This window comes from Chitinophaga oryziterrae, assembly GCF_009758125.1.
GTDB classification, from domain to species: Bacteria; Bacteroidota; Bacteroidia; order Chitinophagales; family Chitinophagaceae; genus Chitinophaga; species Chitinophaga oryziterrae.
On record NZ_WRXO01000010.1, the window covers coordinates 1 to 16341 of the forward strand.

The window sequence follows — 16341 nt, forward strand, 5'->3', positions numbered from 1 at the left end:
TGTTGAATATAAAGCACAGAGCTTAACTATATATCCGGCGCTTCATAGTATGGTATCCAATGTTACTTTACAGATCAAGGAAGATACGGGGTATAAAACGATCAGGCAATTTGACATTAACCGTGGCAACGATGCATTAAATGTAGGCTTCTCCCCTTACGCACCGGTAGCAGTCTCATTTCGTGAAGTAAAGGCAGCCTCCTTCCGCCTCTTGTTTGATCATTATTCTACTGGTAGCGGTGTGACGGAGCTGGTCCTCTCTCCCTTGCCAAAGGTTGAAAAGTACGCGGAGAAAACTCTGTCCAAAATGTTCCAGAGTCCATTGCCTTACTGGCAGGAGTACCAATGGCCTGTTCAGGAAAAAGTTACGGATGCCGGCACGCTGATTAATCCAAAAGAGGTGCTGGATATTTCCGCTTTCATGCAGGCAGATGGTACTTTAAAATGGAACGCACCGGAAGGCAACTGGGTTATCATGCGTACCGGTATGACACCAACCAGAGTAACCAACTCACCTGCCTCTCCGGAAGGAATAGGCTTAGAGATTGATAAGATGAGTAAGGAACATATCGCTTATCATTTTGATTCATTTATGGGTGAAATTATCCGGCGTGTTCCGAAAGAAGATCGTAAGTCCTGGAAGGTGGTGGTACAGGACAGTTATGAAACAGGTGGTCAGAACTGGACAGATGCGCTTATAGATAGCTTTAAATCCACCTATCATTATGATCCTTTACCTTATCTGCCTGTTTTTAAAGGCAATGTAGTGGGAAGTCAGGATCAATCAGATCGTTTTTTATGGGACATGAGGCGTTTTATAGCAGATAAAGTAGCCTATAATTATGTAGGAGGATTAAGGGAAGTCTGCCATCAGCATGGTTTAACAACATGGCTGGAAAATTATGGCCATTGGGGATTTCCGGGAGAGTTTCTGCAATATGGTGGTCAGTCGGATGAAGTAGGCGGAGAGTTCTGGAGTGAAGGGGATTTAGGGAATATAGAGAACAGGGCAGCTTCTTCTTCGGCGCATATTTATGGGAAGGTGAAAGTTTCTGCTGAATCAGAAACTGCCGGAGGACAAGCGTTTGGCAGGTATCCCGCAGATATGAAACAGCGTACGGACCGTTTCTTTACAGAAGGCATCAATAATACTTTATTGCATGTTTACATTCAGCAACCTGATGACAGGAAACCAGGTGTAAGCGCCTGGTTCGGCAATGAGTTTAACCGTAATAATACCTGGTTTTATGATATGGACTTGTTTACACTATATCTTAAACGATGCAACTTTATGCTGCAACAAGGCAAATATGTAGCTGATGTAGCTTATTTCATAGGAGAAGATGCACCGAAAATGACAGGAGTACAAGATCCCGCATTGCCAAAAGGGTTTTCATTTGATTATATAAATGCAGAGGTAATAGAGAATCGTTTGTCTGTAAAAAACGGAAGGTTCGTGTTGCCGGATGGTATGAATTACAAAGTACTTGTTTTGCCAAAACTGGAAACGATGCGGCCGGAACTGCTTGAAAAAATTACCGCACTTGTAAAAGAAGGAGGGATTGCACTTGGTCCTAAACCCATACGTACACCTGGTTTACGGGATTATCCGGAGGCCGACAATAAATTGAATACCCTTGCCGCAACGCTTTGGGGTAATATAGACACGGGTACAATTAAGACGCATGCCTATGGGAAAGGTATGGTCATGGATAGAATGAGTTTAGAAGAAGTTTTCTCAACATTAAAGATCCTTCCTGACTTTAACCTGCCCAAAGGCGAAGAGGCACTATTCATACACCGCAAAATTAATGATGGAGATATCTATTTTCTGTCCAATCAAAAAGCAGAGAAAATCAGTATCCATCCAACATTCAGGATACAGGATGAGCTACCTGAATTATGGGACGCCACTACTGGTGTTATGAGGCCTTTACCTCAGTTTACAAAAGATGGAGAAACAATACAGGTACCCATTGAGTTGGAAGCTTATGAAAGTGCTTTCATCCTTTTCAGAAAACCAAAAACGCCGTCAAAGAACAAAGCCTTATTAAATTACCCACTGCTCGTTTCTTCGGAAGAGATCACTACACCCTGGACAGTTAATTTTGATACATTAACAGGAGGGCCTGCGGCTCCGGTAACATTCAATAAACTCACAGACTGGTCTCAGAGCAATGATCCCCGGATAAAATACTATTCCGGCACTGCTGTTTATCATAACACTTTCTCTTTAGCTAAACTTACTAAAGGAGAACATATTCAGCTAAACACAGGAAAGGTAATAGCTATTGCGAAGGTGAAAATAAACGGCAAATACGTAGGAGGTCTCTGGACTCCTCCTTACAGTCTGGATATTACAGATGTTATAAAGGAAGGTAATAACGAGATAGAAATCAGTGTAGTGAATACCTGGGTGAACCGGTTAATAGGAGATAGTTTTCTTCCTGAAAGTCAGCGCAGGACATGGTCTATAATGAAAGATTATGATCAAAAAAGTAAGGTGGTCGCGGCAGGATTATCAGGCCCCGTTATGATTCAAAGAAACAGATAATTATTAAAAGAAGATGCCGTTTTCTTTACTTATGGGATTTAGGTACAGAGCGTATAAATATATAATGTTCCTTTTATGGTAATATAATACAATTTCTAAACCAGTTGATCCATCTCCCAAAGAGGGAAAGATTCTTTATTGCGTTAAATAAAAATACTTTAAGTAAACCTTAAAGCATTCTCAGTTGTAGTATCAACAGGTAAGTTATCGACCCCGAAAGCGATAAATGCATAATGCTGGTTTCTTAAACTTTTAAAAATTCCACAATGAAAAAGTTGTTCCTCTTTGTGATGTTTATTCCTTTGATGGGAATGGCACAAAAAAATGTTCTCAATGCAACAAGGGTTTTCCCAAAAATTGACAAGGCTTTAGAGTTCGAAAAAGCATTAATGGCGCATGCGAAGAAATACCACAAAGGCGATTGGACATGGCGGGTATATGAAATTCAGTCGGGCCCCGATTTCGGAGGCTACCATATTACAGAGGGGCCTACCAGTTGGGAAGCTCTTGACTCACGAGGGAACCTTGGCGTTGAGCATAATAATGATTGGAATAAAGAGGTAGCCATTTACCTTACTGACAGGGGTTCATCTTTTTATTTTGACTACAATGACTCGCTCAGTACTGTAAAACTTTCTGACTGGGCTGATAAAATTCTGATTAATCACATGTATGCCAAACCAGGTATGATTGGGAATGTAACGGAGCTTGCAAGCAAATTAAAGAAAGTGTGGGTAGAAGGAAGTGAAAGTGTTGCCGTTTACCAGGCAAACAGTTCTGGTGCACCGCAGATCATAACTGCAACCCGGCTTAAGAACGGTTTAAAAGAATTAGCTCCCGGGTATAAAAAACCTCTTCCTGAAAGGTATAATGCGATATATGGGGCCGGCTCCTGGGATCGTTTTCTAGAGGATTATGCAAAATGTGTTGAAAGCAGGTGGAGCGAAATCATTACTTATCGCGCGGATCTGAGTTCAAAATGACAGGTTTTACCTACCTATAAGGTAGTATAAGCCCCATATAAGCCCCCTCATAGCCCTATATAAGCCCACCTTATTTAAGGGGGGCTTATATAGGGCTTATATTCGATTTGATAAGAGATTTTAAGTTATTGGGGAAACAGACAAAATACCCTCAACATTTCTCGCTCCTTATGATTATACTATTTCAATTTGTTAATAAAAAAACAATAATTATACCTATATCAATAAATTACTTGTCGATCAATTAATTAAATACTTTATAATATATATTTAACCAATTTTTTATCCCAAAGAAATCATGTGTAAGAAATCTCCCAAAATAAAGTTGATTATTATTAACCTATAGTACATAATGTAGACCTTGTTATTCTCTTAAACGAATCCTATATTGGGAAATATCCCATTTTATCGTCGGTAAAGTGATCAGATCTTTTTGTTATTTTGCACACCCTATATTTAATCGGGACCCTTTGATAAGTATTATGCTCTTAAATCATTAATCGGAAATGCACAAAAACAATTTTGATTTTATCAGATTCATTTTATCTTTTACTGTTATCCTTGCACATATTATTGATTTATCGCAGCATTCTTCACTAACTTTCCTCAGGCCATTCTTTGATTCCAATATTGCTGTAACCGGCTTCTTTGTCATCAGTGGTTTCCTAATTACCAGAAGTTATATCAGTACCAACCATATAAAACAGTATTTCATTAAACGGGCTAACAGGCTGCTACCCGGTTATCTTTTCACTGTTTTCTGCGGTGCAATCTTTTTATCATTCGTAAGTACTTTATCTTTTCATGAATACTTTCTGAGTAGTGATTTTTATAAATATCTTTTTTATAATATTACCTTTTTGAATTTCCTCCATCCCTGTTTACCAGGTGTTTTCCTTAATAATCACGAATGCGCAGTCAATGGCGCTTTATGGACGATCAAAGTAGAAGTGGGATTCTATGTTATCATTCCTCCGCTCATCTATGTGATTAGTAAATTTTCCAAGAAACTCTTTCTTTTTGTATTTATATATCTAGCTGCGCTTGCTTATAAATATGTTGTTGGCCAGTATTATCAACAAACGGGCAACACCCTATTTGTTGTCCTTGCGCATCAATTACCTGCATTCATGTCCTACTTTGTGTCTGGCATGGCTATGCATTATTACCTGCCTAAATTTATCAATCATAAAAATTATCTTATCCTTATAGCACTCCCTGTTTTTATACTGGAATATTATTTTTCTCTGGAGATACTGAAACCGCTAGCATTAACGATCATCGTTTTCTATATAGCTTATGGATTCAGTTTTCTGAATGACTTCGGCAGGTATGGAGATTTCTCTTATGGAATTTATATCTATCATTTTCCCCTTATACAATTATGTATTACGCTGGGATTCTTTGCAAGATATAATCCTTTTGTGGTAGCAGTCTGCATTATAATAATTGTACTAATAATGGCAGTTCTATCATGGTACATCATTGAGAAGAGATTTATTCTACGCAAGTTGAAAAAAGTATGATCATTCTTTGCAGGATTATACAAAATATGTTGAAGGCCGGTGGAGCGAAATCCTTGTTTATCGCGCTGATCCAAATTCAAAATGAAAAATATATAAACTTAAAAACCGCAAACGCTTACAAGAACGCGTTTGCGGTTTTGGGGTTGTAGCCCGGACAAGAATCGAACTTGTATCTAAAGTTTAGGAAACTTCTATTCTATCCATTGAACTACCGGGCCCTTCCGGATCTGTTAAATCCTAAAGTGGAGTGCAAAAGTAAACGTTTTTCTCAAATTAGGAAATTAATTAACTATAGATCTTCTCTACCTGATCCATATACTTCTGCATGATCACCTTGCGTTTCACCTTTAGTGTAGGAGAAAGCTCTCCTCCGCTTACCGTCCATTCATGGGCCAGCAGCTCAAATTTCTTGATCTGTTCAATATGACTGAAATACTGGTTATATTTATCTAATATCTGTTGGAAAAACCCCTGCACGTCAGCATTCTTCAGTAATTCTTCATGTGTATCCGCCTTTATGCCATTCTTGACGGCCCAGCGTTCCAGTTGAGGGAAAGAAGGTACTATCAGCGCACCGGTAAACTTCCGGCCCTCACCCACTACCATGATCTGCTCTATAAACGGAGACTCCTTGAATTTGTTTTCAATAGGCTGCGGCGCCACAAACTTGCCTCCTGAGGTCTTGAACAGCTCTTTTTTACGGTCTGTGATCTTCAGGAACTTGTTATTCACCAGTACCCCGATGTCTCCTGTATGGAACCAGCCGTCTATAATAGATTCGGCTGTCAGGTCAGGACGTTTGTAATATCCCATGGAAACGTTAGGCCCTTTACACAATATCTCCCCATCCTCTGCCAGTTTAACTTCCACATTGCTGATAAGGGGCCCTACTGTACCAAACATACGATCCTTCACATCTGTGCGGTTCACACTGATCACCGGCGAGGTCTCCGTTAGACCATACCCTTCCAGAACCGGAATACCGGCAGCCGTGAAGATCTTGAGCAAACGTACCTGGCAGGCAGCAGAACCAAGAACAACAGCATCTATCTTTCCACCAAGCGCCTCCCTCCATTTATTAAAGATCAGCTTATTGGCTATGAATAACTGGAAGTTGTACCATCCGCCCATAGGCTTGTTAATCTCATATCTCTTACCCAATTCCACTGCCCAGAAGAATAAAGCACGTTTAATGCCTTTTAATTCCAGTCCCTTAGCCATTATCCTCTCATATACTTTCTCCAGCAAACGGGGAACGGTCGTAAATATAGTCGGCTTCACCTCCCGCAGGTTATCTCCAATGCTATCCATATTTTCCGCATAATATATCGGTACACCTGCAGCGAGGTATACATAAGAAACCATGCGTTCAAAAATATGATTCAGTGGCAGGAAACTCAATGCGCGTGCATCCTGACTCACCGGCAGATAAGGCGTACAGGCCGTTACATTGCTCATGATGTTACGATGACTCAGCATCACCCCCTTAGGCGTCCCCGTAGTGCCTGATGTGTATATAATAGTAACCAGCTGTTCGGGATCAATGTTCTTTTTAATCTCCTCTATCTTTGCAAAGTCTTCCTCTTTCCCCATAGCAGGGATCTCTGACCAATGCCTTACACCCTCTACCTTGTCGAAAGTAAAAATCTCCTTCAACAGTGGCATTTTATGACGGAAAAGATTGATCTTATCATACATATCCTTATCATTCACAAACAGGATACTTGCCCCACCATCATTCAATACAAATTCCAGTTCGTTTTCACTCAATGTAGGATAAATAGGCGTAAGCACAGCCCCCGCCTGCTGACAGGCAAGATCTGTAATGAGCCATTCCGGACGATTGGGAGAAACAATTGCTATTTTATCAGTGCCTTCAGCAGTAGCATCTCCTTTGCCGAATCCAAATTGCAGTAACCCTGCACTGAACCGCATGGTGAGATCTGCTACATCCTGTGTTGAATATTTTTTCCAAACGTTATTTTCCTTTCCTACCAGCATATCTGCTTTAGGATAATGCTTAAGCTGGTATGCGATTACGTCAAATAATCTTAATGGTTGCTCCATGATTGCTCTTTAATAAAGTAATGCCGGGATTAAATCCCCCTCCGGTATTTTTCTTCCTGTAATTTGTCATATTCCTTGAGTGTATCGCCAAACGGATCGCGATGCCAGGCATAAAAATACTGGATAGCAAGGAGAAGGCCCCAGCTCAATGCAGGCCATACAGGCCATGGCGTAACACCCGAGAAGTTGTGGGATGTAACTAACCAGATTGCCCAGAGAAACGCATTTATGACGAGGTATATCATTAAATGAGATTTGAACCTGGACCTGGACTTAGCGATATGCCAGAGGCGGTCATCACGTTGAGAGGTTGTTTCCATATGCGTCAGTTTTTACGTAGATATAACTAAATATAGAGATTTTTTCCTGAATATAAGAGCTTCATGTTTGAACGGAGATAATTGTGTACAGATCTGCAACTGCTGCGCCATTTCAGCAAAACCAGCTAATTTTGAATCAGACCCGAACAGACAATAGCATAATACGAAACACAGCATTCCAGGCATTCCACGGATTACACTGCAAACTTATTGAGAAAGATATTAACAGCACACAGATTGTGCTAAAGATTGTGTCTTAATGGTTATTTAATTGATGAAACCCAGGGCATTTTATTTAATAATGCACTCACCTGTCCCTGGTGATAATAAATTCTTTATCAGCAGGGACTGGTGAGCTGGTTCTTTTATTTACCTGATTTCCCTACATCAGGTAATAATCCCGTCAATAAACCTATTAATGGCAGGTAAGCACATACCTGGAATACATACTCTATACTTGTATTATCCGCCAGCTTACCCAGTACAGCAGATCCAACGCCACCCATACCAAAGGCCAGCCCGAAGAATAATCCGGCAATCATCCCCACTTTGCCCGGCACCAGTTCCTGTGCATATACCAGGATAGCAGAAAAAGCAGAAGAAAGGATTACCCCGATAAAAACACTTAGTACGGATGTCCATAAAAGGTTTGCATGTGGCAACAATAATGAGAACGGAGCCACCCCAAGAATAGAAATCCAGATTACATATTTACGCCCGATACGATCTCCTACAGGGCCGCCTATAAATGTTCCCGCAGCAATGGCAAACATGAATATGAACAGGTATATCTGCGCGCTTTGCACCGGAACATGGAATTTGGAAATGAGATAAAACGTATAATAGCTGGTCATACTGGCCATATAGAAGTACTTGGAGAATACCAGCATCAGCAGGATCCCCAGCGCAAAAATGACTTTACTTCCGGGCAGCTGTACATGCGCTACCGTTCCTTTTGATTTACTCCTGATACGATGTGTATTCTTTTTATACCATCCGCCAATATTCAGCATCACGACAATAGCCAGTATAGCGGCCAGTGAAAACCAGCTGATGCTGGATTGTCCTTTGGGAACGATAATCATCGCCGCAAATAAAGGCCCCAGGGAACTGCCCGCATTGCCTCCCAGCTGAAAAAGCGACTGCGCCATCCCATGTTTACCACCTGATGCCATATAAGCCAGGCGGGACGCTTCCGGATGAAATACGGAAGACCCCACCCCTACCAACCCAACTGAAAGCAGCACAAGGTGAAAATGATGCGCCTGCGACAGGCTTATCAGCCCGGCTAATGTAAAGCCCATGCCGATAGCCAGTGAATATGGCTTAGGATTTTTATCTGTATATAAACCAACCAGAGGTTGTAGTAACGAAGCCGTAAGCTGGTAAGTTAATGTAATGAGTCCTACCTGGGTGAATGTAAGGTGCAATGAATCTTTCACCAGAGGATAAATAGCTGGTATCAGGGACTGAATAGTATCGTTGATCAGGTGGGAAAAGCTAAGGGCCAGCAAAACGGAGAATACCGTTTTCTCTGCTACTTTCTGTGCTTCGCTTTTCTGGGTTTCGTTCAGGATCATCTTTTCCATAATTATTACTTTTTATACTCTTCGTGGCTATGTTGTGTAATACGTTGTGCCCACTGCCAGGCCTTTTGCCCATCCTGGGCGATAATGCTGTTCAGCAGGTTTTTGTGCAATTGCTGGGTAGATCTGAATGACTCTACTGAATTAAATATCTCCGCAAAATGCTTTTTAAGATGGCTGGCTACTGTTTTATACAGGTCCGATAAAATGCTGTTTCCGGACGCTTCTGCAATACTCACGTGAAAGTCGATATCCGCCTGTATACATGCTGCTACCAGCTCTGCGTTGATGGCTTCTTTCCGTTTTTTCAGGTGCAGCTCCATCTTTTCAATATCCGTATCACTTCGGTTCAGGGCTGCTTTCTGGGCAATCTTCATTTCCAGCAGCTGCCGCACTTCGTCCAGGTCTGCGAACTGTGCTCTTTTGAGACGTTGAGGTAGTGGCTCTTCTATACTCCCCCCTTCTTCCACGAAGGTGCCAAGTCCCTGCTGTACACGGACCACTCCCCCGTTTGCCAGGATGCGAACGGCTTCCCGGATGGTAGAACGGCCTACTCCAAATTCCTGCATCAGGGCCGGTTCGGTAGGTAATTTTTCGGCTGGTTTGTAGGTGCCGCGTGATATTTGCTCCTGCAGACGTTGTGCTACCTCGTCTGCCAGACTGTTTCTTTTAATTTGCATATTCATCATATCATCAGATGATTACAAAGGTAATTAATCAATCCACATCCTCACACCTTTTTTTATTTATCTTTGCGCCTCTTATATATATCATACAGATGAAAGCATTTAATTTATTTATTCTATATCGCTTACCACTTGGTATTGTTTTGTTATTGGGCGGTGTTACACTGGGTTTTACTGTGGGCTGGTGGGAAGCTACTATTCCCCTGTTTCTGGCAGTAGTTTGCCTGGTTACACATTTCATGTTCGGACCTATGCGTCTGGTACAGGAAGCTGTTGAGGCTGGAAATATCGATGTGGCAATGGGCTTAATGAACAAAGTTGCTTTCCCTAAATTGCTGTATAAGCCAATCCGTTCTGTATACTATTTTATGCAGAGCAACCTGGCCATGTATAATAAAGACCTGGACAAAGCAGAAGCTACCATCCGCCAGAGTATTGCTTCCGGTAGTCCGATGAAAGAATATGAAGGTATGCAGTACTTCCAGCTGGGAACGATCTCTTACCAGAAAAACGACCTCAAAACTGCTGATCAGAACCTGAGAAAAGCGTTGAAAATGGGACTTCCTGATAAGGAAAACACTGCGGCAGCTTTATTAACCCTGGCCTCTATCGCTATGAGCCGCCGGGATTTCAAAACAGCTAAGGATTACTTCCGCAGAGCAAAGGCACAGAAACCTACTACTGCCCAGATAGTAAGTCAGATCAAAGAAATGGATAAATACATCTCCAGAATGCCTGGCTGATGATGTTGTGGACAAGGAAGTGATGTATAATAAATAATTAACCTTTATTTTTGTAAAAATGCATCACGCCCATGTTTAATTTCAACGAGATACTGGCAGTTACCTTTACACTCTTCGCAGTGATAGATGTTGTAGGCTCAATACCTGTGCTGATATCCCTGAAAGAGAAACTGGGACATATTGATTCCGGCAAGGCTACAATCGCCTCCGGATTCCTGATGGTGCTATTCCTGCTGGTAGGAGAACCTTTCCTGAAACTGTTGAGCGTAGATGTACATTCCTTTGCAGTAGCCGGTTCTATTGTAATATTCGTGATAGGCCTGGAAATGATCTTAGGTGTGGAGTTTTTTAAAAGTGAAAAGGACTCAAAAACAGGGAGTCTTATCCCGATTGCCTTCCCGCTGATTGCGGGCTCCGGTACGCTCACCACCATCATGTCGCTTAAAGCCAACTTCAGCGCTACCAATATCTTCGCCGGTATCCTCATTAACCTGGTCATCATCTACGTGGTATTACGCTCCCTGAGCTGGATAGAACGTATCCTGGGTAAAGCCGGACTGATGGTAGTACGTAAGTTCTTTGGAGTGATCCTGCTGGCGATTGCAGTGAAGATATTCAAGAGCAATGTCAACTTATAACCTGCTTTTGCTATTAATCTGTAAAAACGTTAGTTTTGCCTTCCTCCACCGGATTAAACCGGCAAAGATGGCCTCGTAGTACAATGGATAGTATAAGAGTTTCCGAAGCTCCTGATACAAGTTCGATTCTTGTCGAGGCTACATAACAATTTCGCAGCCGATTTCGATTTAGTCGAGATCGGCTGTTATCTTTTACATTAACACTATCGTAAATACTATTTGCAGCCGCGAACTGTAAATAGTATTTGTATTATATTTATCATTCCAATATAATTTATAATATGTATAATAGAAAATATTTAGCAGATTTAATTCTTGAAAAATTAAGCTCCGGCAAAATCGATTATAAATCACAGTTTGAAGAGCCTAATCGCGTTAATTCATGTATTATTGAAGATCTCCTCCCTGAGAATATCGCGTTGGATATATATAATGCATTCCCTTCTCCCGAGGAAATGGCACAACACAAATCTATGAGGGAGAATAAGAAGATAGCTGCTCAGATGAATTTGTATAATCCATTACTGGAAGAGATCGTTTATGCCGTTCAAGATCCAAGAATTGTAAGTATTGTTGAAGAAATAACAGGAATTCGTGATATGGTTCCCGATGAGCATCTGTATGCAGGTGGTATCAGCCTTATGTCAAAAGGTAATTTCCTTAATCCCCATCTGGATAATTCACATGATCACGACAGAGAAAATTATCGTGTACTAAATCTATTATATTATGTTACTCCCGAATGGAAACTTGAAAATGGGGGAAACCTTGAATTATGGGATAAAGGCATGAAAAATCCACAACGCACAATACTTTCCAAATTTAACCGGCTGGTATTAATGATAACAAATAAATCGTCCATTCACTCTGTAAGTAAAGTGGTTGTTGATGGAAAACGTTGCTGTATTTCCAACTACTATTTTTCCCCGGTTCCTGCTGAAAAAGATGCTTACTTCCATCCAACATCATTTTATGGCAGGCCGGAAGAACCAATAAAAAAAGTATTACTAAAAGTGGATTCTATGCTCAGGCAAGGAATCAGAAAAATCTTAAGGAGTGGTATTGGAAAAACAAAGCACATATATAAAAAATAACTCTTCATCCCGAGAGATCCTATTTCAGATAGAAGAATAAAATCACTGAAGGGGGAGTATCGTATCAGATACTCCCTTTCTTTTTCCCATCCAATAACCATTTTAAATGGTTTCCCCCCAGGTAATCGATCAATGTAGCCCTTATCATACACCAAAATCACACAACCGCACCTTATTTCCTTTACTGAGCACTTTATTTTCTAATACATGACTTAATACTATTGCGATTCTAGATCATTCCGTTGAAGAAGATATCTATTTATCAGTATGTTTTGCAGGTCATTGAACAAAAATTGTAACCATCTGTTATATCATATGCTACCTTGTCTTATCCGAACTGGGTTTCCTGAATGCCTCTTTTACTCTCAACCTTCACTTCGAATATTTATAATCTGCCGCTTGGGAGGCTTGTCATAAAAATTATTTCCTCATGAGTAAAAAAAGTAATTATGATTATTGTTCATGATATTTTTATTTGTAAACCAGGTAATGCCTCGAAACTGGCAAAATTATTTAAAGAAGTAATGACCGGCAACAGTGAGCTGGTTAACATCATGACTGATATGACCGGCCAATTCAACAAAGTAGTAATGGTAAGCCAATATGAAAACCTTACCGCATATGAACAAAGCTGGGAAAAATACAAAGAAGACTCTGAAGCTATGAAGAAAATGAAGGAGGCTATGGCCGGATACCATGATATGTACCTCACCGGTTCAAGGGAAATTTACCAGGTTTGGTAACACAGATAAGAGAAATAATTCAACAAAGCACTTGTCGGGTCTACAAAAAGTCAGCAATACCGCTGGCTTTTGTTTTTATAGACATCTCAATAGATTTATTTTCCTCAAAATATAATAAGTTAAACGCCTAACTTTACTTAACTCTTACCATTAAATATTAATGCCACCTCTAAAGATAAAATATCTACTCTCTTTACTTTTTTGTGTGTCTATTTCATTAAAAGCACAAACAGTACATTGCTTAACAAACAATTCTTCCTTACAGATCAATTCTTATGATGTATTACCTGATAAGCATTATAGTTTTGATCAAATCCGTACAAGTACAACACTCCGCTTTACAGCAAATGATTCATTAAGTACATTGGCCGCTGATTACTACTGGATAAAAGTGATCATTGAAAACCCTTATCCCAATAATGAAAATTATAGGATCTCGCTATCTCTCAAACTGAACTATATCCTGTACTCTTTTGATAACAGCACAAAAACATGGAGAAGCCATAATGCAGGTCTGGCAGTACCGGATAACCAACAGGAAAGAGGTATAGCCCCATGCGTTTTACAGGGTGGAACAAAAGATACTTTGTATTTAAAAATAAATGTCCGCGATATTCAGGCTTATGGTTATACCATAAAACCAACCATTACAATGGAAAAAGAAATTTCATTTAATGGCCGTAAAGATATTTTATGGATTTTATGGTTGATCTGTATGGCTGTTCTTCTAAGTTTCTCATGTTACAACCTCTTTATCTATTTTCAGTTAAAGGATGATATATATATCTGTTACCTGGTTGTTCAGATAGGCGCTATTATTTTCATTACCTCCTTCAAACATTTTTTTAACGTCTTTTTGCCCTTCGGGTTTTATAACATAAGATTGAATGCAGATGGCTCTACTTATTACTATGACCTGAATGCCTTCCTTTTGCATATAAGTTCGACGATCATCTTTGCCGGCATGATCCAGTTAACCAGGTCATATTTGCGCACCAAAGTGCTGTTACCAGCCTGGGATAACCTGCTTAAATACCTGCTCTATGCTTATATAGTGGTTGAACTGATACCGGCCATAATAACCATTACAGGAATATATTATTTAGATAACTATACGCTGCTTTACGATAATATTTTCATTCTGATTATTGCTTTAGTAATCTTTTCAACCTGTATCGTTGCGTATAAACGCAAAATAAGGGCCGCCAGATATTTTTTACTGGCCAACACACTCCCTATAATTTTTGGTACCTGTACTGCCGTATACTTTATTATTAATTCAGCTCCTACCTATAGCCGAAATGGTTCCTTTTTACCTGAAATCGCTATTATCTCCCAGATATTTACTTTCGCAGTAGTATTGGTTGCACGTATAAGAGTAGTGAACGAAGAACTAAAAGCAAAAGAACTGGAAGTCGGAAAATTAGCAGCAGATATAGCCCTCACAGAATATAAGCATACACTGATTGAACAGGAAAATGAGTTCATCATTTCAGCTATACAGCAGGAGAAGGACAAAAACGAATTATTACAGCAAAAACTAGAACTCAATCAACGCGAACTGGTTGGTAACAGTTTGTATATTCATCAGAAAAACAAATTACTGGCCGATCTGAAAGACCAGATACAGGATATAGACAATCTTTATCCGAATGTAAAACACCCGGGCCTAAAAAGCATCAGGTCTTCTCTTAAAGATAGTCAGTACCTGGACCTTGAATGGGATAAATTCAAATTACATTTTGAACAGGTACACCCCGACTTTTTCAAAACACTACGTTCCAAACATCCTTCCCTTACCCAAAATGAATTAAGGCTCTACGCCTATTTTCATATTCATTTATCTACCAAAGAAATTGCCGCTTTACTGAATATTGCACCCGCCAGTGTAAGACAGGCCAAAGCAAGATTAAACAAGAAAATGGCAGGCGCCTTTCAATCCCCAGAACAGAACTGATGTTATTCTAATAATAATCCTTCATACAATCAATTTCATCCTAAAAAGGACTGCCATCCCAGCTGTCCTTTTCTCCTTAATCAGGTCCCTGTAACTTTTAATATGCTATTAGCGTAGCACCCATTGAAAGGCCTACACCAAAACCGCATAACAGCACTTTATTCCCTTTGCGGATAACATTATTCTCCATTGCATGATGCAATGCAATAGGTATGGTAGAAGAAACCGTATTGCCGCTGTCTTTGATATAAATGTAGAATTTCTCCACAGGGATCTTACTCATCCGCCTTGCCCTCTCCAGCATAAACTGGTTGGCCTGATGAAAGATATACAGATCCACATCTTCCGGAGAAATATCATTTTTACTGATACAATCATTCACCAATCCGGGAACATTGAAGACAGTGAAATCAAAGATTTCCTTCCCATCCATGAACAGGTAATCATCATTAGAATAGAATTCATCTCCCACATATACGTCTTCGCCACTGCCTTTCTCTATATGCCGCAGGCCACCGTTTTTCACCATTAGATGTTTTGCGCCGGAACCATCAGTACCATAAGAGAAATTCAGGATTTTGCCGGCACCGGTAACAGATTGCGATGATATTAATGTCACTGATGCAGCATCCCCGAAAATAGTCTTATTCTTTTTATCATCTGGATGGATAAACCTGGAATATGTTTCTGCTGTAATGAGTAATACATTTTTAGCCTGACCGCTGCTGATTAACCCTTTAGCTATTCCTAATCCATACACAAAGCCAGAGCATCCAAGATTAAAATCAAATGCCCCTATCCTTTTACTTAACCCCAGCCTGTCCTGCAAAATACAGGCGGTAGTCGGTAAGAAATAGTCGGGACTTTGTGTACATAAAATAAGAAAATCAATTTCCTTTTTCTCAATAATCCCTTTCTCAAAAAATTGTTCTGCAGCGATATATGCCAGGTCTCCGCTCGTTTGGTTTTCCGCAGCGTAATATCTCTTTTCAATGCCTGTTTTGGCGCTTATTTTATCCACAGACCACTCCGGGTGTTCTGCGTTTATTTTCTCATTATCGACTAATATCCCGGGAAGGAAGTAGGTAGTATCAATGATATACGCACTATGCATGTGCAATTTTTTTCTCAATAAGGTGGTATACATCAGCAACCCGGGAACACCCGTTCAGTTCATCTTCCTCAATATCTACATTATACCTGTATTTAATCTCTGCAAGTAATGATATGGCTGTAAGGGAATCCCATGAAGGGAATTTTTTAAATTCAGAATCCATTGTCATTCCAGTGGCTTCGCCATCAACATATTGCTCTTTAAATTCCTGTAGAAACTTTTGTGTATCAATCATATAATAGCCAGTTATTTTATATAAATTTTACCGAAAAAACTATGCCATTAACAGTTGTGGAATCGTATACAGGGGCAGTCATGGTAAGCTGACTG

Annotated in this window: 14 protein-coding genes and 2 tRNA genes; 9 read left to right on the forward strand and 7 right to left on the reverse strand. The window is 40.1% G+C overall.

Translation table 11 applies throughout. From position 1 onward, the window contains the following. The 3 genes from GO495_RS25785 to GO495_RS25795 form a co-directional block, all read left to right on the forward strand. A partial coding sequence (locus GO495_RS25785) for a glycosyl hydrolase (RefSeq protein ID WP_157302846.1) occupies positions 1–2554 on the forward strand: 2554 nt, incomplete at its 5' end. Positions 2555–2820: 266 nt separating this feature from the next. Further along, a complete protein-coding gene (locus GO495_RS25790; protein ID WP_157302847.1) occupies positions 2821–3537 on the forward strand; it encodes a hypothetical protein in 717 nt (238 codons plus the stop codon). 506 nt (positions 3538–4043) lie between these two features. After that, positions 4044–5063: an acyltransferase family protein gene (locus GO495_RS25795; RefSeq protein ID WP_157302848.1), complete on the forward strand. Its 1020-nt coding sequence runs from the start codon at positions 4044–4046 to the stop codon at positions 5061–5063. Between the two features lie 146 nt (positions 5064–5209). On the opposite strand, the gene GO495_RS25800 is transcribed toward GO495_RS25795, so the two are convergent. The 5 genes from GO495_RS25800 to GO495_RS25820 form a co-directional block, all read right to left on the reverse strand. Continuing rightward, positions 5210–5281 (reverse strand) — tRNA-Arg (locus GO495_RS25800). Positions 5282–5348: 67 nt separating this feature from the next. Continuing rightward, positions 5349–7130 (reverse strand): AMP-dependent synthetase/ligase, encoded by a 1782-nt coding sequence (locus GO495_RS25805; protein ID WP_157302849.1) that lies wholly within the window; start codon positions 7128–7130, stop codon positions 5349–5351. A gap of 29 nt (positions 7131–7159) precedes the next feature. Continuing rightward, positions 7160–7450, reverse strand: coding sequence for a 2TM domain-containing protein (locus GO495_RS25810; RefSeq protein ID WP_157302850.1), 291 nt, complete (start codon positions 7448–7450; stop codon positions 7160–7162). Positions 7451–7815: 365 nt separating this feature from the next. Beyond that, on the reverse strand, positions 7816–9039 hold the full coding sequence (locus GO495_RS25815) for an MFS transporter (RefSeq protein ID WP_157302851.1): 1224 nt from the start codon (positions 9037–9039) through the stop codon (positions 7816–7818). 5 nt (positions 9040–9044) lie between these two features. Next, positions 9045–9716 (reverse strand): FadR/GntR family transcriptional regulator, encoded by a 672-nt coding sequence (locus GO495_RS25820; RefSeq protein WP_240915336.1) that lies wholly within the window; start codon positions 9714–9716, stop codon positions 9045–9047. A 98-nt stretch (positions 9717–9814) separates the two neighbouring features. On the opposite strand from GO495_RS25820, the gene GO495_RS25825 reads away from it, so the two are divergent. The 6 genes from GO495_RS25825 to GO495_RS25850 all read left to right on the forward strand — a co-directional run bounded on the left by GO495_RS25825 (position 9815) and on the right by GO495_RS25850 (position 14897). After that, positions 9815–10465 carry a tetratricopeptide repeat protein gene (locus GO495_RS25825; RefSeq protein WP_157302852.1) on the forward strand — a complete coding sequence of 217 codons (651 nt, stop codon included), beginning with the start codon at positions 9815–9817 and terminating at the stop codon, positions 10463–10465. A gap of 71 nt (positions 10466–10536) precedes the next feature. After that, on the forward strand, positions 10537–11103 hold the full coding sequence (locus GO495_RS25830; protein ID WP_157302853.1) for a MarC family protein: 567 nt from the start codon (positions 10537–10539) through the stop codon (positions 11101–11103). 69 nt (positions 11104–11172) lie between these two features. Next, positions 11173–11244: transfer RNA gene (locus GO495_RS25835), tRNA-Arg, on the forward strand. A gap of 140 nt (positions 11245–11384) precedes the next feature. Beyond that, positions 11385–12197, forward strand: coding sequence for a 2OG-Fe(II) oxygenase (locus tag GO495_RS25840; RefSeq protein ID WP_157302854.1), 813 nt, complete (start codon positions 11385–11387; stop codon positions 12195–12197). Between the two features lie 449 nt (positions 12198–12646). Beyond that, the gene (locus GO495_RS25845; protein WP_157302855.1) at positions 12647–12940 is read left to right on the forward strand and encodes an NIPSNAP family protein; all 294 of its coding nucleotides are present in this window, start codon (positions 12647–12649) and stop codon (positions 12938–12940) included. 205 nt (positions 12941–13145) lie between these two features. Beyond that, positions 13146–14897 carry a 7TM diverse intracellular signaling domain-containing protein gene (locus GO495_RS25850; RefSeq protein ID WP_157302856.1) on the forward strand — a complete coding sequence of 584 codons (1752 nt, stop codon included), beginning with the start codon at positions 13146–13148 and terminating at the stop codon, positions 14895–14897. 97 nt (positions 14898–14994) lie between these two features. Here GO495_RS25850 and GO495_RS25855 read toward each other — a convergent pair whose 3' ends face one another. Then, positions 14995–16011 carry a ketoacyl-ACP synthase III gene (locus tag GO495_RS25855; RefSeq protein ID WP_157302857.1) on the reverse strand — a complete coding sequence of 339 codons (1017 nt, stop codon included), beginning with the start codon at positions 16009–16011 and terminating at the stop codon, positions 14995–14997. Beyond that, the gene (locus GO495_RS25860; RefSeq protein WP_157302858.1) at positions 16004–16246 is read right to left on the reverse strand and encodes an acyl carrier protein; all 243 of its coding nucleotides are present in this window, start codon (positions 16244–16246) and stop codon (positions 16004–16006) included. Before GO495_RS25860 ends, GO495_RS25855 begins: the two co-directional genes overlap by 8 nt. Between the last annotated feature and the right edge of the window lie 95 nt (positions 16247–16341).